Below are 25,729 nucleotides of genomic sequence, written 5' to 3' on the forward strand. Positions count from 1 at the left end.
GAAGGGAAACGCAAACCCTTCACAGCGTGTACATATGCGTTACGATCTTACGGTTATGGCTTTGGAATAAAGCCAACAGCGTTGTAAACTTTCGCTAGTGTTTCAGCCGCGCGTGCAGAGGCTTTTTCAGCACCTTGGCGCATTACATCATCAAGGTACGCTCTGTCGGCGCGAATTTCAGCGTAGCGGGTTTGAATGGGTTCAAGTAACGCAACCACAGCGTCTGCAACATCGCCTTTAAGGTGGCCGTACATTTTATCGGTATATTCAGGTTCAAGATCTTTCACTGATTTACCTGTGGCAAGAGAAAGCAGGGTAAGTAAGTTCGATACGCCTGGTTTTTCTGCTGGATTAAAATAAATATTGGCCTGTTCGTCAGAGTCAGTCACCGCACGTTTAATTTTCTTAGCCAGCTTCTTAGGCTCTTCTAATAGGCCGATAAAGTTATTCGGATTGCTGTCTGATTTAGACATCTTCTTTTCTGGTTCTTGCAGGCTCATGATGCGAGCGCCAAACTCTGGAATATAAGGGTCTGGTAAGCGGAAAACGTCGCCGTATAAATTATTGACGCGTGTTGCAATGTCGCGCGTTAACTCAAGGTGCTGCTTTTGGTCCTCACCCACTGGCACTTTATCCGCTTGATAAAGCAAGATGTCCGCCGCTTGAAGCACTGGATAGCTATATAAGCCGACGTTAATGTTGTTCTCGTTTTTTGCAGACTTATCTTTGAACTGGGTCATGCGGTTTAGCTCACCCATTTGAGCATAGCAATTTAATACCCACGACAGCTGCGCATGCTCTGGCACGTGCGATTGTAAAAATAGCGTACTTTTTTGCGGGTCAATGCCACAGGCCAGATAAAGAGAAAGGCCATCTAAGCAAGCTTCGGCTAGCTGCTTCGGATCTTGTCTGACGGTTATCGCATGCAAATCTACAATCATATATAAACAGTCGTGATCGTCTTGCATGGAAACCCACTGTTTAAGTGCACCCATATAATTACCAAGGGTAAGTTGTCCTGAAGGCTGACAGCCACTTAATACAACGGGTTTATTACTCATTTCTTTTTACCTGTAATACGTTAAATTCTGTTAAAAACTATGCTTTAGAGAGTGATGAAAGTTCACTGCGCATTTGTGCAATGACATCGTCGTAATTGTCTTGAGAAAAAATGGCTGACCCAGCCACGAACATATCTGCACCAGCCTCTGCTATTTCGCGAATGTTATCGACTTTTACGCCACCGTCAATTTCAATTCGAATATCATAGCCACTATCCAATACGCGCTGTTTAACTGCGCGCACTTTATCTAGGGTAGTAGGAATAAACTTCTGCCCGCCAAAGCCAGGGTTCACCGACATAACAAGAATGTGGTGCAGCTTATCCATGACATGGTCAAGATAATGTAATGACGTGGCAGGGTTAAACACCAAACCCGGTTTGCAGCCTGAATCAATAATTAGCTGAAGAGAACGGTCGATATGCTCAGACGCTTCCGGGTGAAAACTAATATAGCTTGCACCGGCATCAGCAAACTTCTCAATAAGATCATCTACCGGCTTAACCATAAGGTGAACATCAATGGGCGCGGTAATACCGTATTTTCGTAATGCCTCGCAAATCATCGGCCCAAACGTAAGGTTTGGCACATAGTGGTTATCCATTACATCGAAATGCACCACATCGGCGCCAGCGTCTAGTACTTTCTCTACGTCTTCACCAAGCCTTGCGAAGTCTGCAGAGAGTATTGATGGTGCAATTAAAAACGGTTTCATTGCATGTCCTTTAAATCAAAAATAACAAGGTGCGTTGACACTTACGTTTAAGGTAGTGAAAGTTTACCCAAAACCGTCCTTCTTTACTATGTAAAGGACTCATCAACGTTAAACTCACAAGAAATTAAGACGAATAATAAAACGAGGACAGCACAAACGAAAAATTGCCCTACTTTGGTGAGGGTGCGTTTAATTGGTGCGACCACGATCGTCTTACACGTTATTTAAAATTCGCTGACAATAAAATAAGCATTTATAAATCCTTTAAATACAATGATTTAAAATATTTTTTGTGATTTTTTTTGATGAACCATAAATGGGCACCAACTTTGCGTTATCCAGTCCAAAAAGAAAACACAGACAGAAAAAACGAATTACAACAAGTTTGAATTTGACTGGAGAACACACATGAAAACATCTACAAAAAGAACTCTACTTGCCGCTGCTATATCTTCAGCGTGTTTACTAACTGCAATGCCTAGCTACGCAGAAGGTTCATTCACAGCGAATGCTAGCGCGACCAGTAACTACATTTGGCGTGGTTTAACACAAACCGTTAACGAAGCGGCTGTTCAGGGCGGTATCGATTACGCGCACGAAAGTGGCTTCTATGCAGGTACTTGGGCGTCAAACGTGAGCTACGCATCAGATGACATTTATTCATATGAGCACGATATGTATTTTGGTTTCTCTGGTGAGTCTGACGGCATTTCATACGATTTCGGTTACCTTTACTACAACTACGACGCAGAAGCAGAATTTGATTTTGCAGAAGTCTACGGCTCAGTAGGCATGGGTGGTTTAAGCCTGACGGTTTACCTACTAGCGCACACGGAAGCTGACGAAGGTGAAGGACAAGACTTTGGTTTTGCACAAGCATCTTACACATCACTTGATTACAGCATGGAAGTATTGAATGGCACCGAACTCGGTTTCCATGTCGGTTACCACGAAGGTGATTTTGCTGAAGCGTTCAATGGTGTTGAAGGTTATGTTGATTACGGCGTTTCAATTGCCAAAGACGGATTTAGTTTCGCGATAACAGGTACAGACGTTGACGATGTTGGTGCTGACGCACTAGATAACGACGAGTTGAAATTCACCGTTGCTTATTCAGTTGATTTCGAACTTTAATGGTTGATAGGGGCCGCTAGACAGGCCTCTTAATAAGAACGTTGAGTAGTAAGAGCCTAATGTATTTTCATTAGGCTTTTCATTTTTTTAAGGCAATGCAATTTTAGCTTGTTCGTAACCTACTTTTGTCTATAATGAGTTTAAATTTTAAACGAGTGTAAGGGGTCATAGGGATGAAAATTCTTCCTTTTTTCGCGGTATGTGGAGCCGTAGCGCTAGCTAGCGTTGCTGTTACTAGTGCGCCGAAGTCACACTCGTCTGTTTGCGAATTTCAACCTGTCACTGAGTTTAACCCCAAACTTCCCGCAAGCCACATTCAAAATCAATGCGCCCGTTATCAAGAGGGTGTTGAAGAAGTAAGCTGGCTTTCATGGATAGCTGGTAAGTCATTTTCTTTTCAGTTCCACTTTTTAGATCTACTTGAGTTGTTGCACAGCGACGAAAGTAATCGAGATTTCACCTCACCCTCAAACGACGCGTAAGGGGGCATTATGCAATCTGGTACTGGTTTTTGGTCAGTTCTAGGTAGTGTAGTGGCCAGCTTGTTTGGTGTTCAAAGCCAGAAAAATTATGAACGCGATTTCACTAAAGGCACGTTTATTAGCTTTGCGATTATTGGCGTTATTTTGGTTGGCTTGTTCGTTGTTTCACTTTTCATGTTTGTGAAGTGGTATACCGGATTAAGCGGGTAGCACATTTCCCTATCATCGCTTATTAGACGCAAGGGTGCGGCTCCGTTTTTTTCTTACGTGATTTTCTCTTTAAACTAGGGCGTGTTGCTCTTTTTTGTTCGCTTTTTCAGCAGTTTGTGCGCCCTAACGTCAGAAGGGGGGAAATAAGCCAATATTTCGTCTACCGGTTGTCGCTTGGCGCCATTTTGGCTAATAGAACGTTTCACGGACAGCATACTAAAATCGGCACCTTGATATAGCGCACGAGTAACAGGCAAGTCATGATTCGACACCAGCACTGGAATACCGCGCTTTTTCGATGCCCGCGAGGCAAGTTCAGCGAGCTTTTCTTGAGATTCTTGGCCAAAGCTGCGAGCTGCATAACTTGTAAATGCCGCCGTTTTACTTATCGGTGCATAGGGTGGGTCGCAATAAATGACGTTGCCGCGTCTGGCTCGAGAAAACACCTTTTCAAAAGGCAAACAGGTAAACGTGGCTTTTTGTGACTTCTCAGCAAAAACAAACATTTCGTCTTCGGGAAAGTAAGGTTTCTTGTAACGACCAAAGGGGACGTTGAAACGGCCTTGAAGGCTATAGCGACACAAACCGTTATACCCGTGTCGGTTCAAATAAAGAAAAAGGATCGCGCGATAGTATTCGTCTTGCGTTGCGTTGAATTCTTCTCGCAAGTCATAGTACATTTTCTCTTCATTACGCTTGCCGTCAAAAAAGGTGCGCGCGTCGTTAATAAGCGCGTCTGGTTGCGCTTTTAAGAAGTTATACAGGTTAATGAGGTCGGGGTTGATGTCATTTAGCAGGTAGCGTTTGTATTGGGTATTCAAAAATACAGAGCCTGCACCAACAAACGGTTCGATGAGTTTGTTAGCTTGCGGTAATCTGGCCTGAATATGCTCAACCAAGCTGTATTTGCCACCGGCCCATTTTAAAAAGGCCCGGTTTTTTTTCTGCATCATGCTTAAACGTTACTACCTAGACGGAATGAAGACGGTGGTTTTTCCGTGCGCCGCCGTTCCAAGGGAAAGGGTCGTCTTTATACTTTTATGCTGAACAGTATCAGATATCACCACGCTAAAAGTAGATTGTAACTTTCATCAGTAAAACGGACAACCAACAAGTGTCGCCAGAACCGATTTTTGCGTATTTAGCGCGTAGAACCGTCGATAATCATAAGAAACGATTTAATTTTCTACTTTGTTTATTTCTGAACGGATTTGGCGGCCACTTTTCACAAATGCATTTTGTTGGCCTGGGTAGTTCGGTAAGGCAGCGCGGCCCTTCTGAGCTTGAGAGGCTGATGAATAAATCTGCTTATCTACAACCACAAACCAGTCACCGCCATAACGCACGGTCTTGTATATTCTTGTGCGTTTTAGTAAGTCATTTTCGCTAAGGAAAGCGTTAAGCACAGATTCATCCTTCATGGCGAGCATTTGAATAGCGTAATCATTATCCGTTATCCAGTCGACTTTCTCAGATGAGGTGAGTTCACCCCGGTTGATCGTTGTTTGGGTATTAGGACTTAGGGAGTTCGATTGTGCGATTTCTTTTGAATTATCGCTTATAACTTCTTGGTGCTTGAACGCCTTTTCTTGGTCACGCTCATTGCTCTCGGTAGCAATGCCATCTGTTGTGGCTTGGGCGTCGTCTTGTTGCTCTGGTGCGTCAGAGGCTGATGGGAGTGCAGACACTGCGTCATTCCAACCGGTGACAAGAGGATCAGATTCAGTCGTCACCGTTGTTGTTTTTTCTCTACCTTGCTCTGCTAAGAGAGCGTCCACGTTAGTCGTTTTATCCACTGGTGCGACGGTCATTGGATTGTCATTACTGGCGGAATCATTAATTTGTGAATAAGTGCCACTAAGCAAAGTGTCGTAAGCAGAACCTGGTTCAACCTGCGCTGTCTCAGACGCTGCTCTTTGCTTGTCTATTGGAGAGAATAGGCTCGCTAGCTTGTCACCATACTGCCAATAAATTAACCCTGAAAAAGTCATAAGGAAAAGGCAAGCGACTACCACGTAAAACCAAGTAGTTTTCAGTGGATTGCTAAAGGACGGCGTATTATCACGCTGTCTATTTTCTAGATGTGCTTGAAATGCTTCCCGCCTTGAGGCAATCATTTTGTCGAGGTCAGACGCAAAGCTTGGTTGCTCACTCATGACCGACTGGCTGCTTATAATAAGCGGTGTTTCGGTATTTTTAGCGGGAAGCCATTGTTTAGCGCGCTCTGCCCAATCATTGTTAGCAAATAGTAATACATTTAAATGTTGTTTATTGCCTGCAAATCGACTCTGCAGTACCAGGTCCCACAATTCTTGCAGTAAAACGTCTGGGAGATTGTGCGCCTGGGTTATCGCTAAAAGAATAGGCCCTTCATGGTTATTTAAGTCGGAAAGGAGTTCATTGAGCGGTCTGACAAAACTACCTACTACTTGACCGAGTAGCTGTCTACAGAGCTGCCGACGGTAATCTGACGGCTCCATATTATCTTGTGCGGTCAAGTATGCAATTTCAGTATCGTCGTGTTGTTGAAAAACAAAGGCTTCTAAGGTTTTTTGCTGTTGAGCAATAGAGTCACCGCTGACAAAAATCAGTTGAGATGAGTAATTGACCAAGTATTCCAAACGATCATGCAGTTCGCTTTGCATGGGAGTTTGCCCTTATAAACCGTTGCTATTCAACTTATTGACGACCGAACGCTGCGTTGTATCCGAAGATTCAAACGGGGTGGCTCAAGTCGTAATCAATACCAGAGCCAAACAACCGCAGATGCAGCGAAAACGTTCTTTGACAATGTTTCGCGATTGATTAACTAGGAAAGGATGTCGGTAAGGATGTTGTCGGTAACATCCTTAGTAACCACCGCTTTGCCAATACCCTGAGGAAGTACAAATCGAATGCTGCCTGCTTCCACTTTTTTATCGCGCTTCATATGTTTAACGTAGTCATCCTTCGTCATACTAGTTGGCCCTTTAATAGGCAACGCAAATGCCTCAAATAATGCAGACACGCGACGTGTTTCTGACGCCGTAAACCACGATAAACGTTCAGCTGCTATACAAGCAATAATAGTACCAGCTGCTACTGCTTCACCGTGCAGCCAGTTTCCATAACCTTGTTCGGCTTCAATAGCGTGACCAAAGGTATGGCCGAGATTAAGGATAGCGCGCAGGCCACCCTCTCGTTCATCTTTTGCTACCACTTCAGCCTTGATTTCACAGCAACGCGATATCGCTTGGGTAAGAATGTGGGTATTGAGTGAGGTAAGCGCATCAACGTTGTTTTCGAGCCACGTAAAAAACTCGGCGTCGTAGATAATGCCGTATTTGATGACTTCAGCCATCCCTGCTGCGAATTCCCGTGGGGGTAAAGTCGCAAGTGAGTCAGTGTCGATAGCTACATAAACGGGTTGATAAAACGCGCCAATCATGTTTTTGCCAAGCGGATGGTTCACAGCGGTTTTTCCACCCACCGAAGAATCTACCTGAGACAATAACGTCGTCGGAACTTGAATAAACGGGACGCCGCGTTGATAGGTTGCAGCGACAAAGCCAGTGAGATCGCCGATAACACCGCCACCTAATGCGATAAGCGTGGTGTCTCGCGCAGCGTTAAGTTCGAGAAGCCGTGTCATAACGACTTCAAATTGCGCTAAATTCTTGTACTGCTCACCGTCTGGCAAAACTATTGTTTCAACCTGAACGTTGCCACACGCCGCTTTAGCGGTTTCTAAATACAGTGGAGCAACGGTTTCGTTAGTAACAATAACGGCGAGCGGGCCTTTTATGTAGGCACTAAAAAGGCCGGGTTGCGAAAGCAGCCCAGCCTCTATCTGTATAGGATAGCTACGTTCTCCAAGTTCCACAGTTAAGGTTGACATTGGCGCAGCACCTCCTATTACATATTTAATTTATAAACCGATTTTACTAATGATTTGATTTGCTACAGCACGCGCGCTTTGGTCGTCTGTATCAACAATGTAGTCAGCAACCTCTTCATAAAGCGGGTTGCGCATCTCTGCAAGCTCGCGAAGTACTTGCTCTGGATCATCGTTTTGTAGCAAAGGGCGACGCTTGTCGCGTTGTGTACGGGCAACTTGCTTGTCTATCGTAGTTTGTAAGTAAACCACGATGCCACGGGCAGATAAACGATTGCGCACAGCTTTGGTCACAATAGAACCGCCACCAGTGGCCAGTACGATCCCTTGCTTATCTGTCAAATCATTGATGACGTTCTCTTCGCGTACACGAAAGCCGTCTTCGCCTTCAAGATCAAAGATCCAAGCGATGTCAGCACCTGTTCGGCGCTCAATTTCCTGATCAGAATCAAAAAAGTCTAGGTGAAGTTCGTCTGCTAGATGTCTACCGATGGTACTTTTGCCAGCACCCATTGGGCCAACTAAAAAGATATTACGTTTTTCAGCCATATTTGCTTATATCACAACTTAATCATGTTAGGGGCAGTGCACTGTTGCCTTACCAGCCTACCCATTGACTCGTGCCTATTTAGTGTCCAATAAGCACCACTCCTTAAACCTCGCTTAAATTTCGAGGCGGGGATTATCTCAGTTTCATGCAAGGCGTTGCAAGTTTTGTTACTAACAAATAGTGTATACCTGTAAATTTAGTTACAAAAAAGACCTTAAAATAAAAAATGCGCCGTTAAAAGCGCATTTTCTTTTCTAAAAAACTAACAGTTAGGGTCTTTCAGTCACAATCTTGGGCGTAACAAAGATAAGAAGCTCTCGTTTTTGCTGCAACTGTGATGAATTTCTAAAAAGAGCCCCTACAACGGGTAGGTCTCCAAATAGAGGAACTTTAGAAACGCCATCAGAACTGGTTTGTTGGAATATTCCGCCTAGCACGATGGTTTCCCCATTTTCCACTAACACCTGCGTTTTGATTTCTTGAGTATCAATAGCAACAGCATCACCTGTTGAGGTTGACACTGTCTCACCGCGCGTATCCTGTGTAACAACCAAGTCAAGAATAATGCGATTATCAGGCGTGATATGAGGCGTTACTTTGAGTGACAATACCGCTTTTTTAAATTCCACTGACGTGGCACCACTTGACGTCGCCTGTACATAGGGGATTTCGGTACCTTGCTCAATGTAAGCCTCGTGCTGGTTCGCAACGGTAATGCGCGGGCTTGCGATAATTTCACCTTTATTTTCCGATTCTAAAGCAGAAAGCTCCAAATCGAGTATGGTGCCATCGACTAAACTGGCAATTTGAAAACCAATGCTGCCAGCAGCGCTGCTTACAGGGAGATTCACATTCAAGCGATTCTCAATACTAGGTACTACGCCGCCAGCAATGGTGTCTGCCCCTTCAATGCTACCAGAAACACCGTTATCATCTTGGCGGTCACTGAAGCCCCAGCGCACACCTAGCTGCTCGTCTACATCGTCTAGCACTGTAACCATGCGGCTTTCGATAAGAACTTGTTTAACAGGAATATCTAACGCTTCAATGGTTTTTCGTGCTTCGTCAATGGATGCGAGAGTGTCACGAATGAGCAAGGTGTTGGTGCGCTCGTCTACTGTAACGCCTCCTCTTTCAGACAAAATCCCGCCCTCAGTTGATTTTAAAATCGTAGCAAGAGCCGCAGCTTTAGCGTAATTAACCGAGATATTGACGGTGTGAAGTGGCGCAAGGTCTGACACTTGTTTTTTAGACTGAAGTGCTTGGGTCTCTCGAGCGGCAAGTTCTTCCGCAGGCGCAATCAACAAAATATTCCCTTCTAAACGCTTATCTAGCCCTTTGACTCGCAGAATCATATCTAAGGCTTGATCCCATGGCACACCAGATAAACTAATTGTTACGTTTCCTGACACCGTATCTGTAGTGACGAGGTTAAAACCATTAACCTGCGCAATTATCTGTAAAACTTGTCTAACGGGTACGTCTTGGAAGTCGAGAGAAATAGGGTCGCCCGTATAGACTTTCTCTGCTTCAAGGGCTTCTTGCTGCGCGCTGTCCATAGGTGAAATGGTCACGCTCAACACACCCTCTTTAACCGTGTTTCTCACCGTGACCTGACCGGTGTAATTGACTTCTATTCGCGCGCCATTCTTTTCCTCGAAGGTTTCTATAGTAGAAACCATGGTGCCAAAGTCAGCAACGTTCAGCTCTAATAATTGATCTTCGCCCAACGCAGTATCAGGAAGGGTGAGTGTTACCTTCCCCTGTGATTCTATCAACTGCACTTTTGGTGCCTGGCCATCAAAATTGACGACCGTTACCGCTGTGTTGTTCGCAGCTTGGGTAAAGTCGATATTGGTGATCGTTGTGCCGAATGTAGCAGCATTGCGCTTACTGTTTGGGTCTACCAATAGCGGCTCTTGCGCTTTAACTGGCGAGATAAGCACAGTGAGTGAAAGTACAGCCGTTGCCGTTAAGGCTAGCCAATACCATTTTGTAGCTCTACGATTCAGAGACTTATTGAATATGTATCGTTCGGCCATGCTTACTCTCCCGCCTTCGATGCTGTAGTCATTGTTGTTGTTTTCCTTTGCCAGCAGCCTGCACCATCAGGTAATAATTGTTCAATAGTAATCGAGTCGGCGCCAATTTGTGTAATTTTGCCATAAAACAAGCCGATACGACTCCCTACTTTAGCTTTATGTAAAACGCCATCGTTACTTTTCAAAAGCGCCCACTTGTCTCCCTTCACCACAAAACTACCAGACAGAGCGAGGGCATCTACGCCATAGGCCTCCAATGCCTCTTTACGACGTTGAAATTCAGGTTGTAGACAGTTTTCAACGCGGGGCGATGCGACGGGGGCCGCTTCGTTGCGAAGTCGGTCAAACGGGCTGCGCAGTTCACTTGCTGAATAGTTAAAAGGTGGATGACTCTTAAATTCCGGATAGGGCTCAACCTTCGGCTGGGCACGCTCTTTTACGCTTTGCGTATACGCTTGCAAGTCGTCAAGTTTAGGTGAGCAACCTGTCACTAAGAGCAGAACGATAAAAGGTAAAAACGAACGGATCATTTTTCGTCTCCTTCAAGTTCTGATGCGCTTTCAGAGCGATAGGTTTTAGCCTGCAGCTTGAGCGATAAGGTATTAGCCTGACGCTTTATTTCAAAGTCGTGAAGCGTCACAATGCGTGGTAAATCAGCCACCTTTGAAACAAATTCGCCAAAATTATGGTAGCCACCGCTTACTTCCATTTCGATGGGGAGCTCGGTGTAAAATTCCTTCGGAACCTCTTGCTGCCAGTTGAGCAGTTCAAATGTAAGGCCTGAAGCCGTACCTACATAAGTAATGTCATCGAGTAGCCCTGGGGTTTCATTGCTGGTAGGCAGGCTTTTCAGCATGGAAGAAAAGTCTTCTCTTATCTGTTTTAACTGCGCTTCATAGGCCTCTAAATTCGCTGCGATGCGATACTTTGCTTCAAATTGAAGCTTCAGTTCTTGCTCTTTCAACTCGACCGCATCTTTTATGGGTAGCTTAGGACTCACTAACATGTAGTAACTTATCGCACCCACCAAAATAGCCACAAACGCTGCCACAACAATGCGCACTTCGTTTGGCCATATCGCTATCTGTTCGAAATCGAGTTCGTTTAATTCTTTTAGTTTTGAAACGTCAAACTTCATTATTTTTGCGCCTCACTATCTTCACGTTCCACAGGAGCAACATTCGGATTAATTGAGAAGGTAAGCGTGAAATTGCTGATTGCTCTGGCTGCGCTGCTGTCAGACTTAATCGTAGAGAGTTCTGCAGAAACGAACACCTTCGAGTTGTCTAAAGCGCGCATGAAGTCAGACAGACGATTATTGGAATCGCTGATACCTTCTATCTCAATGCGATTGTTGCTACGTGTCATTGTTTCGAAAGCAACACCTGGCGGGACTAACTTGGCGAGCTCATCGAACACAATAGGTGCAATATTGCGGCTGGCCTGGAGCTGTTCGATTAATGCCATTCGTTGCTCCACCGCACTTTTTCTTTCTTTTACTTTCTTAATCTCACCAATCTGGGCATCGAGAATGGCGATTTCACGTTCGAGAAATTGGTTGCGGGAGTTTTGGTTGCTGATCTGTTGATCGATGGCTTGACCGATAAACCAGAAAATGAGACCTACGATGGCGGCAACGGCCACCAAGCCAGCAAGATATTGTTGTTTTTGATGTTGACGCTGCTTTTCACGCCAAGGCAATAAGTTTACATGTGCCATGGCGTAAAGCTCCGGCTAGCCAGTCCTGCAGCAATCGCAAGTTGAGGCGCTATTTTATTAAGTCTTGTGACATCAAGTTTAGGGTTAATTGTCATATTACTAAAGGGATTAAAGCAATTAACATCTAGTCCCAGGTCTTGTTTTAAAATATCGACAAGAGGTTCAATTGTCGCTGCACCGCCGCAGAACAGTATATTCGTGGGTCGCTCAGCATGCAGTGTACTCATATACATCTGTATCGCACGATTAATGTTTTGCTGTAGGTTTGCCGCGAATATGGGGAGTGTATCCTCAACCCAATTGCCTGAAAGCGTGCCGTCTAGAAGCTGTCTCTCTGCGCTTTCCCGCTCTACCATGTGAATGGCGCTGATATCATTGATGAGTTGGTTGAGGCCGAATGCGTGTTCCTTGGTGTATACAACGTCGCCATTTTTAATAACGCATATTTGCAGCAGTGACGCTCCAACGTTAATACAGCAAAGCGGCGTGTCCTCTTCATGGGCGGAAGAAAAGAAGTCAAGGGCATTGCCTAAGGCAAAATTTTCCATATCGACAATTTTGGGCTCAAAGTTAGCTTCTCTAGCTAACAGTAGTCTGCTGTCCACCAAATCCTTGTGAGCCGCCGTTAAAAGTACGTTTACTTTCCCTGTATGGGTAGCGCTAGGCCCCAGTTCTTCAAAGTCTAAATACACTTCCTCGAGCGGGTAAGGGATAAGACTGTCTGCTTCTATTTCGATTTGATTTTCTAAATCATAATCGTTTTGCTCAGGGTCCATATAAACGATTTTGCTAATTACCGACGTGCCTGCAACGGCGACATTAGCCAGCTTTATTTTCGTTTTTAGCGATTTACGGATCTTTTTCAGCGCAATACTGATTGACTCATAGTCTTTAATATCACGCTCTGAAAATGCAATCTTACTTATCGGTTCACAGGCATACCCTTGAAGGATGAATCCGTCTTTTGATTGCTCTAACCACACCGCTTTTATTTGACGCGTGCCTATGTCTAAGCCCACAATGGGTGGCAGCTTTTTCTTGAACAGCGATTTCATGTGTAAGTGTCCAGTTTCAAAGGTAGTTGCTCTAAAGTACAATATTACTCTATTAGTATAATGCGTATGGTTCTAATGTAAGCACATACGTATAAATATACGTCATTTCAACACAATGTCTTGGTATCCGTTACAGTGAAGTACATCAAACCATTAATTTTATTTAGTTTCCTATCAGGCCTTATTGGTTTCGCTGCGCTGGTAGGTATTTACTTTTATATCAAACCTGACCTACCAAGTGTTACTGTACTTAAGGATGTACGGCTGCAAACGCCAATGCAGATATATACCAAAGATGGAAAACTTATTTCACAGTATGGAGTTAAACGGCGGATCCCAGTAAAACTTGAGGAAGTTCCGCAAGAATTAATCGACGCCATACTCGCCACCGAGGACAGTCGTTTTTACGAACATCACGGAATTGATCCCATCGGCATCGTTCGAGCGGCGGTGAGCCTTGTGCTGACCGGCGAGAAACGACAAGGGGCAAGTACGCTTACCATGCAGCTAGCGCGAGGCTTCTTTTTAAGCCGTGAAAAAACCTATGTGAGAAAGGTAAAAGAAATTTTTATCGCTCTGCATATGGAGCAAGAGCTGTCAAAGCAAGAAATCTTAGAGCTGTACTTAAACAAAATCGAGTTAGGCCATAGAGCGTTTGGTTTTGGCGCCGCAGCTCAAGTGTATTACGGAAAAGAGCTTAACGAGCTCACGCTGGCACAAATTGCAACCATTGCTGGTCTTCCTAAAGCGCCTTCGGTGTTAAACCCAGTGAGTGGACCCGAGCGTTCCGTAGAGCGCAGAAGAGTGGTGTTACTTCGTATGCTTGACGAAGAATATATTACTAAGGCCCAATTTGACGAAGCCGTGAGTGCGCCGGTGACAGCCAGAAAACACGGTGCGGAAATTGAAGTCGATGCGCCTTATCTAGCAGATACCATTTACAATGAGATGGTGGAAATCTACGGTAAGGAAGAAGCGGAAACTGGCGGTTATCAAGTTTTTGCAACCGCTACGTCAGACATGCAGCTAGCCGCTCAAAGAGCCGTGGTAAGAAATCTTCATGATTACGATGAACGCCACGGATATAAAGGTGCACTCGGCTATCTATGGGATATTCCCGAATCCGAAACAAAAGACGATGCTATTCCTCAACTGGCATTAAGTTTTGACGTCAGCAATAAAACCTCAAAAGACCAGTGGGACAAAGCGTCAATGCTCAAAGTGCTAGAGGAGATCCCTTACATCAAACCTTTACTACCCTCTGTGGTAACTAAGGTCAATGAACAGTCAATAGAAGTGTTGTCCGTTGATGGTAAAATGCGAACCGTGGAATGGGGAGGTCTTGATTGGGCCCGCCGTTACATTACTGACTTCAGACAAGGCAGCGATCCCCAAACAGCCACTGATGTTACTCAGGAAGGTGCAGTGGTTTATATCAGGGAGCAAGACGGTCAATGGCGTATTTCGCAAATTCCTGAAGTAAGCGGGGCGTTTATAGCTATCAATCCTCAAAACGGCGCTGTTGAAGCAGTGGTGGGAGGATACAGCTTCTATCAAAGTCAATTCAACAGAGCAACACAGGCGAAGCGTCAAGTTGGTTCTAACATCAAACCTTTCATTTATTCTGCAGCGCTAGACAGTGGCTATACGCTGGCATCTATCATTAACGATGCTCCTATAAACCAGTGGAACGCAGCAACGGGGGTAGCGTGGCGTCCTCAAAATTCGCCTGCTGAGTATGATGGCCCAATTAGAATGCGCAAAGCTCTTGGTAAATCAAAGAACGTTGTGTCAGTCAGGCTGCTGCGTGGTGTTGGATTAAGAGAAACGGCTGACTATTTGACCCGGTTTGGTTTCAACAAAGACGATATTCCGCTTGATGAAACGGTGTCGTTAGGTTCGAGCTCGCATACTCCGTTAGAGGTAGTGAGAGGAATGTCGGTTATCGCCAACGGTGGGTATCTGGTAAACCCGCATTTCATAAGTAAAGTGCTAGACGAAAATGGCGATGAACTTTGGAAAGCGAACCCCGTTTGGGCATGTCATCGCTGTGAAAGTCAAAGTGAGGCTGACATGTTGCCAGAAGATGAGGACGCGGATATTGAGGCATTGTTAGCCGCAGAGCTCAATCAAGATATCGTGTTAGGTGATTCAAGTGAGGACGAACATGCCGAAAAGGTCATCGCGCCTCAGGTTATCAGCGCACAAAATGCCTTTCTCGTGGGTGAAATGATGCGTACTGCCGTTCGGGCAAACGGTGATTGGAATAAAAAAACCTACTGGTTAGGTACGGGATGGCGTGCCCGTAATATTCTCCAGCGCACTGATATTGCAGGTAAAACAGGTACAACCAATGATTCACGTGATACGTGGTTCAGTGGTTTTCACAAAGATATCGTTGCTACGGCTTGGGTGGGCTTTGACAATATGGGGAGACAATTGGGCCGCGCCACACGCAATCAGAACCTCATTAACAAAGACCCTGAGAAGTTTAATTGGATAGGCAACGCTATGATAGGTATTGAGGATGGGGCGAAAGCGGCGCAGCCTGCTTGGATCAGATTTATGCAGTATGCGCTTGAAAGTAAACCGCATACACCTATGCCCGTTCCTGAAAATATAGTGCGTGTACGCATTGATCGTACCAGTGGAAAGTTGACCCGACGGACAGATCATACGACACTATTTGAGTACTTCCTGCAAGGCACTGAGCCAACGACTTACGTGCGTGACGATGAAGTACTGGACCCTGCCACACAGGATAAGATTACCGCGCCAGAGCCAGAAGAAATATTCTAGTTACTAAAGGCACGCCACTGGCGTGCCGCTTCAGGCTCGAGGCCATGTATTTGCCTGAACACATTATCGGAAAACTAATGTCAGAAGATTCACAGCGATATCTTTATATTCCTCATGCCGGCCCTTCATTGCTGGAAACCCCCCTACTGAATAAAGGTAGTGCCTTTACGGCACGGGAACGTGCGGCGTTCAACTTAACAGGTTTAGTACCACCAAGATATGAAACCATCGAAGAGCAGGTTGAGCGTGCTTATATGCAATACAGCAGCTTTGATGAAACGCTCAATAAACATATTTATCTTCGAGCTATTCAAGACAACAACGAAACCTTGTTCTATCGCCTCATTCAAAAGCATATCGATGAGATGATGCCAATTATTTACACCCCTACCGTGGGTGATGCATGTGAACAGTTTTCCGATATCTACCGCAGTTCACGCGGTTTGTTCGTGTCGTATGAAGAACGGCATCAGCTAGATGATATTGTACGCAATGCCACCAAGCGCAAAGTGAAAGTGATTGTAGTGACTGATGGTGAACGTATTTTGGGCTTGGGAGACCAAGGTATTGGCGGTATGGGCATTCCTATAGGTAAGCTTTCATTGTATACCGCATGTGGCGGCATTAGTCCTGCGTATACCTTGCCCGTCATGCTCGATGTGGGTACCAACAACGAAAAGTTACTGAATGACCCTATGTACATGGGAGCACGTCATCCCCGTATTGGCCAAGAAGAATACGATGAATTTGTAGATATGTTCATTAACGCTGTGAAGCGACGCTGGCCTGAAGTCATGATTCAGTTTGAAGATTTTGCCCAGCCAAACGCAATGCCGCTATTGAATCGCTATCGTCACAACGTATGCTGCTTTAACGATGATATTCAAGGTACCGCAGCGGTTACACTCGGTACTATACTCGCGGCGTGTAAAACGAAGCAGCAAAAGCTTAGCGATATGAAAGTTGTCTTCGTAGGCGCGGGTTCCGCTGGCTGCGGCATCGCCGAAATGCTAATTCAGCAAATGGTGTTTGAAGGCCTTACCGACGAGCAAGCCCGCAGGCAAGTCTTCATGGTTGACCGTTTTGGTTTGGTCTCCGAAGGTATGGAAGGACTGCGTGACTTCCAGCAAAAGCTTCAGCAGAAAAATGCAGACTTGGCGGATTGGACGTTCAGTGGAGACTATGCGTCACTGTTAGATGTGATGCACTGTGCGCAGCCAGACGTACTGATTGGCGTGTCAGGCCAGCCAGGCTTATTTACCGAGCAAGTTATTCGCGCAATGAAGCAAGGCTGTGAATTGCCTATTATTTTCCCGTTGAGTAATCCTTCTCGCCAAGTTGAAGCACGACCTGAGCAAGTTATTGAATGGACAAACGGTGAAGTGATCATTGCTACAGGTAGTCCGTTTAAACCTGTTGAGTACGAAGGAAAAATATTCCCCATCGCGCAGTGTAATAACTCATATATCTTCCCTGGCATTGGTCTTGGCGTTGTCGCGTCAAAAGCGAAGCTCATTAGCGATGAAATGCTGATGGCAGCAAGTAACGCTCTTGCTTCAGCGTCGCCATTAGTCAACACAGGGCAAGGCTCACTGTTACCTCCTCTTTCTGCGATTGCTGAGATTAGCCGAGAGATCGCTTTTGAAGTGGGGAGAGTTGCGATGGAACAGGGTCTTGCCCTTGAAAGGTCTGACGACGCATTGCGCGCCAGTATCGAGCGCAACTTCTGGAAAGCTGAATATCGCCCTTATAAGCGCGTCAGCATTTAACTGAAATTGACGTTTTTGAAAAGCAGGCTCAGCCTGCTTTTTTTTGCGTGTCGCGTTTTATACCAGTCCGCATAGATAACTACCCAGCACCTTCTGAGTGGGGAATTATCTATGTGGATTAATGGTATTAGAACCGCTCATCGATTCACTAAATCACTGCAAAATTGCTTGAATATTACCCAAGTTGAATATTCACAGCTGCTTTATGTAAAAAGGTGTTGCTTATGCGCAACAACTTCTTCCCTTAGTGCACCCTGCATATCACTTTAAATAAGATAAATTATTGATAAGTATGGTTTATTTCGTTTTGGCATAAACATTGAAGTCAAGACCGTAAAATAAGAGATGACATGTAGGTGGTAAAAATGAAAAAAACGAAAATCCAATCCAAATTTTTACAAACTATCGATAGCACCACTGTTGTTGCGGGTGAAACCACCACAGTGACTATTGAATAGTAACAGTTTGCGGGCAAAGGACTGCTCGCCTTTTATACATCAAGCCGTGCTTTATATTTTTATGTAGCGCGGCTTTTTTATGTCAGTAAACGTATATCAACGTTTGTTAGTCGACAGCGTTGAGCCATAAGTCTTTGAAAGCAGTTCTTATTGTACTAACTTAAAACATGAAACTATTCAAAGGAATTGCTATGTCGACAGAAAGTAATTACACACCACCAGAAGTATGGACTCAGGCAGAAGATGACGGCAACAAGTGGGCCAGTATAAATCGTCCTGTGTCGGGCGCTACCCATGAGAAGGCGCGGCCAAAGGGTGAGCATGGTTTGCAACTTTATTCGTTAGCCACACCTAATGGTCAGAAAGTGACTATCATGTTGGAAGAGTTACTGGCTGCTGGGGTTAGCGAGGCAGAGTACGACGCCTGGTTAATAAACATTGGTGAGGGCGATCAGTTCTCTTCTGGTTTTGTCGACGTTAATCCGAATAGTAAAATTCCTGCCATGGTCGATACAACAACGTCGCCAGAAACCAAGCTTTTTGAGTCGGGCTCTATCTTGGTTTATCTAGCCGAGAAGTTCGGTAAATTTATTCCACAAGATGCTCACGCCAAGGCGGAATGCTTCAACTGGCTGTTCTGGCAGGTGGGTTCAGCGCCATACTTAGGCGGTGGCTTTGGGCATTTCTATAGCTATGCGCCTTATCCGATGGAGTACCCTATCAATCGCTTCACCATGGAAACAAAGCGCCAGCTAGATGTGCTAGACAAGCATTTAGCAAACAATGCGTTCATGGCGGGGAGTGAGTATAGCATTGCCGATATCGCGATATGGCCATGGTACGGCAACCTTGTGCTGGGAAATTTATACGACGCGGCAACGTTCCTTCAGGTTCACGAGTACACGAACTTGGTCCGTTGGGCTAAGCAACTAGAGCAGCGAGAGGGCGTTAAACGCGGTCGTATTGTTAATAAGACCTGGGGCGATGATGGCCAGTTAGAAAACCGCCATAGTGCGAAAGATATTGACGACGCACTCGCCAACGCCTAGACAATGGGGGCAGAGTACATTAGCTGTGTTAATCGCCTTTTTAGCATCAGCATGGCTAGCGAAGGGCATCAACAAAAAGCGGTGCCAGAAATCACGCTTCTCCCTACGCTAAAAAGTACTCTGACCCAAATTTTTAGATAAGCTCTGCCACACTCTTTAAATAGGCTTGTTGAAGCGGGGTGAAATCCCATTCACTTAAGGCTTCATTAAATTCAAAGTTGCCCACGCGGCCTTGCCAACGCTCAGTAGGTACCGTTGACCAGCTTTTCATATACACCAGCTTTCCGTGTAGGCAGTGCAAAACTTCAAGTTTTGCGTGTTCCGCATCGTTATAAATTACTCTCTCAGAGACAATAGCGCCTTCTTCGCAATCTTGGTCAAAAAACACAAAGCCGCGATAGTCGCCGTTTTGTGTAATGGTAACAAGCGATGCATATTCTTTATTCTCTGAAACTTTTCTCATCGCAGGCAAATGGCCCTCCACTTTCTTTATTTGAAGTCCTTGTGACTTATCATGCCACTGCCAACCGGAGCTCCCCATAAACGTAAGCTCAAGGTTTTTATCCTCTACCTGAATTAAAAAGCGAAAGGTATTCCACGATGCTATGGCAATAATGAAAAGCATCGTAGCCCCTGTTATATAGATTAGCGGCTTAGTCATTGTCATCATGCGAAGTAATTTATTTGCTTCTACGTTTTTAAGCGGTCACTAGACCTTTATTGCAAAAAAGTAATGCTGAGCGTGTTCGATGGGTAAAAATACAATTAGCCGCTACTACTCAATCGCTAGAAAACGGTATGGCAAGTTCTTATAACGGTTGTCTCGATTTGACGCTATTGGGTAGCGACTATCGCGTAAACATGAAGCCGCACTGACTGAATTGCTTTATCTTTCCAATTGTCCTGATTGAGTAGGGGCGTATGATTGCTTTGATGGAAATGGATAAACCCATGAGTTAGGGCCATTACTTGGGTGGCTATCGTCATTGCTTTGTCATCTGATGCCTGATTTTTCGGAAGCGCTTTGCACAAGCCTGCCATAGCTTCGACTAATTTTGCTTTAGCAGTGATAGTGTCCTCAGACATCGTGAAAAAAGTGGGCGTGGCACCAAATATCAACTGATAATGTGCGGTGCTAACTTCGGCGTAGCGCAGTATATTCTCGCAGGCATCTAAAACTTTATCGGAAGCCGTATTTCCGCTTGCTCGAAGAATGCTGTCGGTCAGTTCTTCGCACGCTCTTTGACATAAAGCGTTAAGGATACCCTGTTTGCCTTTAAAGTGACTGTAAATGCCGATGGTAGATAAATTAGCGCGCTTTGCAATGTTACGTACGCTCAACGCATCGTACCCTTTTTCAGTAAAGAGTTCTGATGCCGACTGCAGTATTTTTTCTTTGTTTTCCATATGATTTTATCAAGTAGAAGTAATGGTCTATAACGCAGTTATAACTATAGATTAAGAATCGGCGAGTTGCGCAACTGACTGTACTTTTTTATGTTTTTATCGTCTCCAGTACTGCCGAATGCGCAGAGCGTTGTTCAATGCGCTTTGCATTGGCGATGCCATAAGAATAGGGAGATCGCGCTTGGTATGGCTCGGCTTTTCGTTAGTTTTCTATGCTTGCGCTTTTATCGCGTTAGACCAATATTCAATGGGCGCAGGCTTACCAAACAGGAAACCTTGAAAATGTTTAAAGCCCATCTCTTTGAGTACCGACAATTGAGCAGGTGTCTCTACACCCTCTGCGATGGTTTGCATTTCTAAACTCTTAGCGAGATCTAATGTCATCTTGACAATTTTTCGATGCCTTTCAGACGTCTCAACGCGATCAATAAATTCTCTATCAACTTTTATAACGCTAGCCGACATATCTATTAGCTGAGAGAGTGATGCGTGGCCCGTGCCAAAATCATCAATTATGATTGTCGCCCCTACATTAGCTAACGATGTTAAACGCCGTTTTGTTTCATTGTGGCTGGCCAAAACCGAGGTTTCAGTGAGCTCTAATTTTAAGCTCTGGCACAGTTTAGGGCTTTCAGAAAAGCGTCGTAAAAGCTTTTCATAGAAAAGGTCGTTGAGTAGTTCTGGGCCAGATAGGTTGATAGCAACAGGCACTCGCGGCAAGTTCGAAGGCCATGTATCCAGAAGAGAGAGGGTAGCGTCAATAATTTTTTGAGTGAACAGCACTTCCCATTGATTCACTTCTACCAATGGAAGAAACTGATGTGGTTGCAATATTGACCCAGATGACGGTTCTTTCAAACGAGCGAGTACTTCATACCCAATTATCGTTTCGTCTATAGACACTTGAGGCTGCAAATATATTGCAAGGCAGCCATTATCAAGCAGCGCTTTCACTCTGTCCTTTTGCTGAGTATTTTCCCTAATGGACTTCACTGTATTTGCACTAAACGACATATAGGGTAGTAATTCAGTGCTTTGACTCAATGCTATTGAGCAACATTCCGCTGCGGCATCAACACTGACATCTCGACTCACATGATAATGGCCCGCTCGCCATTTTAGCGTATGATCTACCTCGCTGTTGCCCAAATTAATGGCGATAGTAGCGGGTAGTTTACGGTTTAAATAGTGTTCAATGGTGTGTGAAGATAGCTGATTAGCATTAAGGATAATCAAGAACTTAGCGCCAGGGAACTGATAAATCTTTACGTTACTGGCGAATTCATTCTGTAGCAGAGCTGCTACGTTCACGATGAGCTTATTACCTTGGCTATAACCATACTGAAGATTTATTTCACGAAGGTTGGAAAGTTTTAAAAGTATTATGTGGCGATTGAAAATGCTATCGCTAGACTCTGCCTTTTTCCAAAAGTGATGATTCTTCAAGCCTGTAAGCTCATTAAAGTAATGCTTTTCGTACTGTTGCTTTTTGAAAGCATCGAGTTCCATCAGGCTCTTTTTATTAGCAGATAAATCGTGGCAATGAATAAGCTGTTTTTTATGGTGCATTAAACTCGCTGGCTGGATTTCAAACTCTTGCTCTGGATTATCATAAATTGAGGCGGTTTGGTTCACCCCCCGTGTAATAGGAAGCGTTAACGTAAACAAATCTTGAATGTATTCGCTGTTGGGGCGAAATTTTTTGACTAACGCTCTGGCAGCTTTATTTGCTTGTAGAATTCGGCCCTGCTCATCACAAAAGAATGAAGGGGTCCCGCCGTTATTAAATATCTCTTGGTATCCTTTCACCAGTTTATTTAGCTTTCGGCTTTGTAACTGATTATGTTCCGACTGTTTTTCCAACGAGGACATAACACGCAACACAGCCATTGGAACGCAGAAATTAAAGAATAGGAAGAGTAGCGACGCAAGGTAAGTGTGCGTATACGGCAACGTAATATCGATACCAAATAAAGGCGAAAGCTTGACATTGTTTATCAGTAAATAATAAGGAACAAGGTTGAAAAGCATGGCAGCAATAGAGGCTTTTACACCGTACACAACGCGAACAATAATGGGAAGGGTGAAAAGGAAAAGTAAGCCGTATTGGGCTGACGGTAAATCGATAGTAAAAGACATAATGCATAAAGAGGCTGCGAGCACTATCGCAACTAAAAGGGCTGAAGCGATTTTGATGTGTTTTATGCCGACAGCTAAGGCCGTAAAAAGGAATGGAGCAAAACCTATTATTATGTAAAGAACATAATAAAGCTCTTGTACATAGGCAGTATAGGAAGAGTGTAAAACGATGGCAGAGGTGAGAACGACCGCCATGAGTAATATTGAGCGCAGTACGCTAAGCCGCCATATGTTAGCGTCAGTGGTTTTAAGATTTTCTTCGTTTAGGAGAAGATAGTTTTTTATTATTTTCATTGCCCAAGACATCACTATTAACTGCTGAGTGTTGTATTAGCCCAAAGTGAGTGTATTGAGACTAATTCGCATTTACACGTGAGTTAATATAACCGTTTAGCAAAGAGAGTGATAGGCAATAATTAGAAATTAGCTTATTTTTTACAGCGCGTTACGACGGCACACGAAACACTTTCTCTATTAACAAAAAAAGTGTTTCGCTGTTTATAAGGAAGGAGAAATTACACTGCCAAAGTAAACACTTTAGAGTTGCGCTGGAAGTTATATAGCTCTTTTTTCACGGCCGGCAGCGCGCTAATGTCTGCAGGCTCAAAGCCTTGTTCTAAGAACCAGTGTGCGGTAACAGTGGTCAATACAAAAATGCGGTTAATCTCAGCTTCTTTTGCCCGTGCACGCACTTCATCTAAAATCCGTTCTCCACGGTTTTTGCCTCGATAATCTTGATGAGTTGCTACGCAGGCCAGTTCGGCACAGCCGTCTTCCGGGTATAAATACAAGGCAGCACAGGCGATGATCATGCCGTCACGCACGATAACAATAAACTGGTTTATTTCACTTTCTAAGCGCTCACGAGAACGCTTCACTAATACGCCGCTTTCTTCTAGTGGTTTTATTAGTTTTAAGATACCGCCCACATCTTCAATAGTGGCTGCACGCAGTTGTTCATAATGGTGTTCCATTACCAGTGAGCCTGTACCGTCTCGAGTAAACAGTTCTTGTAGCAATGCGCCGTCTTTCTCATAGCTGATACAGTGAGCGCGAGGAACCCCAGCGGCGACGCTGGTGGTAAGGGCGCTTAATACGGTATCTTCTGTGGTAATGTCACCTGCCATGATCAGTTGTTCAAGCTGAGGGCGTTCTATAGTACGAAGCAGTCGACCCTCGCGGTTATAGATGCCATCAAAGTTCGAAAATACGATAAGTTTATCTGCTTTTAAGGCAATTGCCGCTTGGGTAGCTACATCTTCATGGGATAAGTTAAACACTTCTCCCGTTGATGAGTAGCCCATAGGCGAAAGCAGCACAATTGAGCCATCGTTTAAATGATCGTTAATGCCGGTGGTATCGATGCGACGCACTAAACCGGTGTTTTCAAAGTCAACACCGCCTCTTACGCCCATCGGCTTTGCAACAACCAAGTTGCCTGAACACACGCGTATCTGTGAACCGTGCATAGGCGAGTTGGGAAGCCCCATAGTGAGCAGGGCTTCTACCTGAGAGCGCACTGAGCCAGCCGCATCTTTCACGCACTCAAGGGTTTGTTTGTCGGTAATGCGTACGCCACTTTCAAAGCGACCTTCGATGTTGCGAAGGGCAACGCGCTGATCGATTTGGGGGCGGGCACCGTGTACCACAACAACGCGCACGCCCAAGCTGTTAAGCAGGGCAATGTCGTGAATAATATTGGGGAAATTAGGATGTTCAATGGCTTCGCCACCGAACATCAATACGAAGGTTTTTCCCTGGTGAGCATTAATATAGGGCAGTGAACTGCGAAACAGTTTTATGCCGTCATGATGCGCTAATACCATCTAAGCAGTTCCTTGTCGCTACCCTTGCTTATCCAAGTCTTCCAGCTCTTGATACAGTGCTTTCGTCACGGTTTCTTTGCTGGTGCCGCCCAAGATATTGCGTTGGTTAACGCCATACTCTAGCTGTAGTACTGGGTAAACATCATCTTCGATTTTGTCGCAAATTGCTTGCATGTCGCTCAGTGGCAAGTCTTCTATGGCACAGCCTTTTTCGATGGCTTGAAGCACAACGCGCCCTGCAATATCATGACCTGTTCTAAACGGTACACCTTTACCAACCAAGTAATCGGCAAGCTCAGTTGCGTTAGAAAAGCCTTGGGTTGCGGCAACACGGCAGCGTTCTTCGTTAAGCTGCAGCGAGTCAAGCACTTCGCTGGCAATGCACAAACAGATGTGCCACTGATTTACTGTATCGATAGCGCCTTCTTTGTCTTCCTGCATATCTTTATTGTACGCAAGAGGAAGGCCTTTCATGGTAACTAGCAGGGCTTGCAAAGAGCCAAACACACGGCCGCATTTACCGCGCATTAACTCGAGCGCATCAGGGTTTTTCTTCTGTGGCATAAGTGATGAGCCTGAGGTCACGCTATCACCAAGCTGTAAGAATCCCGCTTCACCAGAGTTGTAGAAAATCATGTCTTCGGCAAGACGTGATAAGTGCATCATGCTGGTACTGGCCACAAATAAAAGCTCAAGTACAAAGTCTCGGTCTGACACAGCATCTAAGCTGTTTAGGCATGGTGAATCAAAGCCGAGTTCTTCTGCAATAGCATGGCGGTCCACTGGAAACGTGGTGCCTGCTAGCGCGCCTGAGCCTAAAGGGCACTGGTTCATGCGCACTTTTAAGTCGTCTAGACGACTCAAGTCGCGCTTAAGCATTTCAACATACGCTAAGCACCAGTGTGCAAAGTGAATAGGCTGTGCGCGCTGTAAGTGCGTATAACCGGGAATAATCGCTTCTTGATGACGGCTTGCGGCATTAAGAAGCGACTTAATAACACCTAATACATCACTGCGAAGTGAGGCAATATGTTCTCGTACCCACAGGCGAAAGTCAGTGGCAACCTGATCGTTACGGCTACGCCCCGTGTGAAGCTTACGACCAATGTCACCCAGCTTCTCGATAAGCGCGGCTTCAACGAAGCTGTGAATGTCTTCTTCACTAGACGCGTTAAAGTCTAATTCACCCGCATCAGCCTTGGCTTTCAACTCACTAAGTGCCGCTTCAAGCTGGGCTTGTTCGTCAGTGGTCAATACGCCTGCTTTTTGCAGTGCGCGCGACCAGCTGATAGAGCCTTGAATATCTTGGCTTGCCATAACTTGGTCAAACGGCAGTGAGTCGTTAACCTGTTTAAACATACTACTTGCACCGGATTCAAACCGGCCACCCCACAACGCCATGTGATGCTCCTTAAATGCTGTTCTTACCTAAACGTTACG

The 25,729-nt window shown here is 45.0% G+C and carries 22 protein-coding genes; 6 read left to right on the top strand and 16 right to left on the bottom strand.

What is annotated here, in order from left to right:
- Positions 1-53: 53 nt before the first annotated feature.
- Both trpS and rpe read right to left on the bottom strand, forming a co-directional pair.
- Positions 54-1,061 carry a tryptophan--tRNA ligase gene (gene trpS / locus GVO63_RS13415; protein ID WP_159493160.1) on the bottom strand — a complete coding sequence of 336 codons (1,008 nt, stop codon included), beginning with the start codon at positions 1,059-1,061 and terminating at the stop codon, positions 54-56.
- 37 nt (positions 1,062-1,098) lie between these two features.
- On the bottom strand, positions 1,099-1,776 hold the full coding sequence (gene rpe / locus GVO63_RS13420) for a ribulose-phosphate 3-epimerase (RefSeq protein WP_159493161.1): 678 nt from the start codon (positions 1,774-1,776) through the stop codon (positions 1,099-1,101).
- Positions 1,777-2,184: 408 nt separating this feature from the next.
- Here rpe and GVO63_RS13425 point away from each other — a divergent pair, with 408 nt between their 5' ends.
- The 3 genes from GVO63_RS13425 to GVO63_RS13435 all read left to right on the top strand — a co-directional run bounded on the left by GVO63_RS13425 (position 2,185) and on the right by GVO63_RS13435 (position 3,602).
- Complete coding sequence (locus tag GVO63_RS13425; RefSeq protein WP_159580520.1) at positions 2,185-2,910, top strand: TorF family putative porin; 726 nt, start codon at positions 2,185-2,187, stop codon at positions 2,908-2,910.
- Between the two features lie 173 nt (positions 2,911-3,083).
- Entirely contained in the window at positions 3,084-3,392 is a 309-nt protein-coding gene (locus GVO63_RS13430) for a hypothetical protein (protein WP_159493163.1), read from the top strand.
- Between the two features lie 9 nt (positions 3,393-3,401).
- Entirely contained in the window at positions 3,402-3,602 is a 201-nt protein-coding gene (locus tag GVO63_RS13435; protein WP_159493164.1) for a DUF2970 domain-containing protein, read from the top strand.
- Between the two features lie 74 nt (positions 3,603-3,676).
- On the opposite strand, the gene GVO63_RS13440 is transcribed toward GVO63_RS13435, so the two are convergent.
- The 9 genes from GVO63_RS13440 to pilM form a co-directional block, all read right to left on the bottom strand.
- On the bottom strand, positions 3,677-4,555 hold the full coding sequence (locus tag GVO63_RS13440; protein WP_159493165.1) for a Dam family site-specific DNA-(adenine-N6)-methyltransferase: 879 nt from the start codon (positions 4,553-4,555) through the stop codon (positions 3,677-3,679).
- Between the two features lie 225 nt (positions 4,556-4,780).
- Positions 4,781-6,247 carry an SPOR domain-containing protein gene (locus tag GVO63_RS13445; RefSeq protein ID WP_159580522.1) on the bottom strand — a complete coding sequence of 489 codons (1,467 nt, stop codon included), beginning with the start codon at positions 6,245-6,247 and terminating at the stop codon, positions 4,781-4,783.
- Positions 6,248-6,411: 164 nt separating this feature from the next.
- Positions 6,412-7,479 (bottom strand): 3-dehydroquinate synthase, encoded by a 1,068-nt coding sequence (gene aroB / locus GVO63_RS13450; RefSeq protein WP_159580524.1) that lies wholly within the window; start codon positions 7,477-7,479, stop codon positions 6,412-6,414.
- Positions 7,480-7,509: 30 nt separating this feature from the next.
- Entirely contained in the window at positions 7,510-8,025 is a 516-nt protein-coding gene (gene aroK, locus GVO63_RS13455; RefSeq protein ID WP_159493168.1) for a shikimate kinase AroK, read from the bottom strand.
- Positions 8,026-8,295: 270 nt separating this feature from the next.
- Complete coding sequence (locus tag GVO63_RS13460) at positions 8,296-10,068, bottom strand: type IV pilus secretin PilQ (RefSeq protein WP_159580526.1); 1,773 nt, start codon at positions 10,066-10,068, stop codon at positions 8,296-8,298.
- Between the two features lie 2 nt (positions 10,069-10,070).
- Complete coding sequence (locus tag GVO63_RS13465; RefSeq protein WP_159493170.1) at positions 10,071-10,598, bottom strand: pilus assembly protein PilP; 528 nt, start codon at positions 10,596-10,598, stop codon at positions 10,071-10,073.
- A complete protein-coding gene (locus tag GVO63_RS13470; RefSeq protein WP_159493171.1) occupies positions 10,595-11,206 on the bottom strand; it encodes a type 4a pilus biogenesis protein PilO in 612 nt (203 codons plus the stop codon). The genes GVO63_RS13465 and GVO63_RS13470 overlap by 4 nt, the downstream gene beginning before the upstream one ends.
- On the bottom strand, positions 11,206-11,787 hold the full coding sequence (locus tag GVO63_RS13475; protein WP_159493172.1) for a PilN domain-containing protein: 582 nt from the start codon (positions 11,785-11,787) through the stop codon (positions 11,206-11,208). Before GVO63_RS13475 ends, GVO63_RS13470 begins: the two co-directional genes overlap by 1 nt.
- Entirely contained in the window at positions 11,775-12,842 is a 1,068-nt protein-coding gene (pilM, locus tag GVO63_RS13480) for a type IV pilus assembly protein PilM (protein WP_159493173.1), read from the bottom strand. The genes GVO63_RS13475 and pilM overlap by 13 nt, the downstream gene beginning before the upstream one ends.
- Before the next feature lie 135 nt (positions 12,843-12,977).
- On the opposite strand from pilM, the gene GVO63_RS13485 reads away from it, so the two are divergent.
- From GVO63_RS13485 to yghU, 3 genes are all read left to right on the top strand, one after another.
- A complete protein-coding gene (locus GVO63_RS13485; RefSeq protein WP_159580528.1) occupies positions 12,978-15,641 on the top strand; it encodes a penicillin-binding protein 1A in 2,664 nt (887 codons plus the stop codon).
- A gap of 77 nt (positions 15,642-15,718) precedes the next feature.
- Entirely contained in the window at positions 15,719-17,410 is a 1,692-nt protein-coding gene (locus GVO63_RS13490) for an NAD-dependent malic enzyme (protein WP_159580530.1), read from the top strand.
- 649 nt (positions 17,411-18,059) lie between these two features.
- Entirely contained in the window at positions 18,060-18,917 is an 858-nt protein-coding gene (yghU, locus tag GVO63_RS13495) for a glutathione-dependent disulfide-bond oxidoreductase (RefSeq protein WP_159580532.1), read from the top strand.
- A 133-nt stretch (positions 18,918-19,050) separates the two neighbouring features.
- On the opposite strand, the gene GVO63_RS13500 is transcribed toward yghU, so the two are convergent.
- From GVO63_RS13500 to argH, 5 genes are all read right to left on the bottom strand, one after another.
- On the bottom strand, positions 19,051-19,542 hold the full coding sequence (locus GVO63_RS13500) for a hypothetical protein (protein ID WP_236552149.1): 492 nt from the start codon (positions 19,540-19,542) through the stop codon (positions 19,051-19,053).
- A 209-nt stretch (positions 19,543-19,751) separates the two neighbouring features.
- Positions 19,752-20,324: a TetR/AcrR family transcriptional regulator gene (locus GVO63_RS13505; protein WP_159493178.1), complete on the bottom strand. Its 573-nt coding sequence runs from the start codon at positions 20,322-20,324 to the stop codon at positions 19,752-19,754.
- Between the two features lie 210 nt (positions 20,325-20,534).
- Positions 20,535-22,757, bottom strand: a complete 2,223-nt coding sequence (locus tag GVO63_RS13510; protein WP_236552150.1) for an EAL domain-containing protein — start codon at positions 22,755-22,757, stop codon at positions 20,535-20,537.
- A gap of 221 nt (positions 22,758-22,978) precedes the next feature.
- Complete coding sequence (argA, locus tag GVO63_RS13515; RefSeq protein ID WP_159493180.1) at positions 22,979-24,289, bottom strand: amino-acid N-acetyltransferase; 1,311 nt, start codon at positions 24,287-24,289, stop codon at positions 22,979-22,981.
- 18 nt (positions 24,290-24,307) lie between these two features.
- Positions 24,308-25,690: an argininosuccinate lyase gene (gene argH / locus GVO63_RS13520; protein WP_159580536.1), complete on the bottom strand. Its 1,383-nt coding sequence runs from the start codon at positions 25,688-25,690 to the stop codon at positions 24,308-24,310.
- Between the last annotated feature and the right edge of the window lie 39 nt (positions 25,691-25,729).

The organism is Alteromonas sp. KUL106 (assembly GCF_009811415.1).
In the GTDB taxonomy this organism is placed as follows: domain Bacteria; phylum Pseudomonadota; class Gammaproteobacteria; order Enterobacterales; family Alteromonadaceae; genus Alteromonas.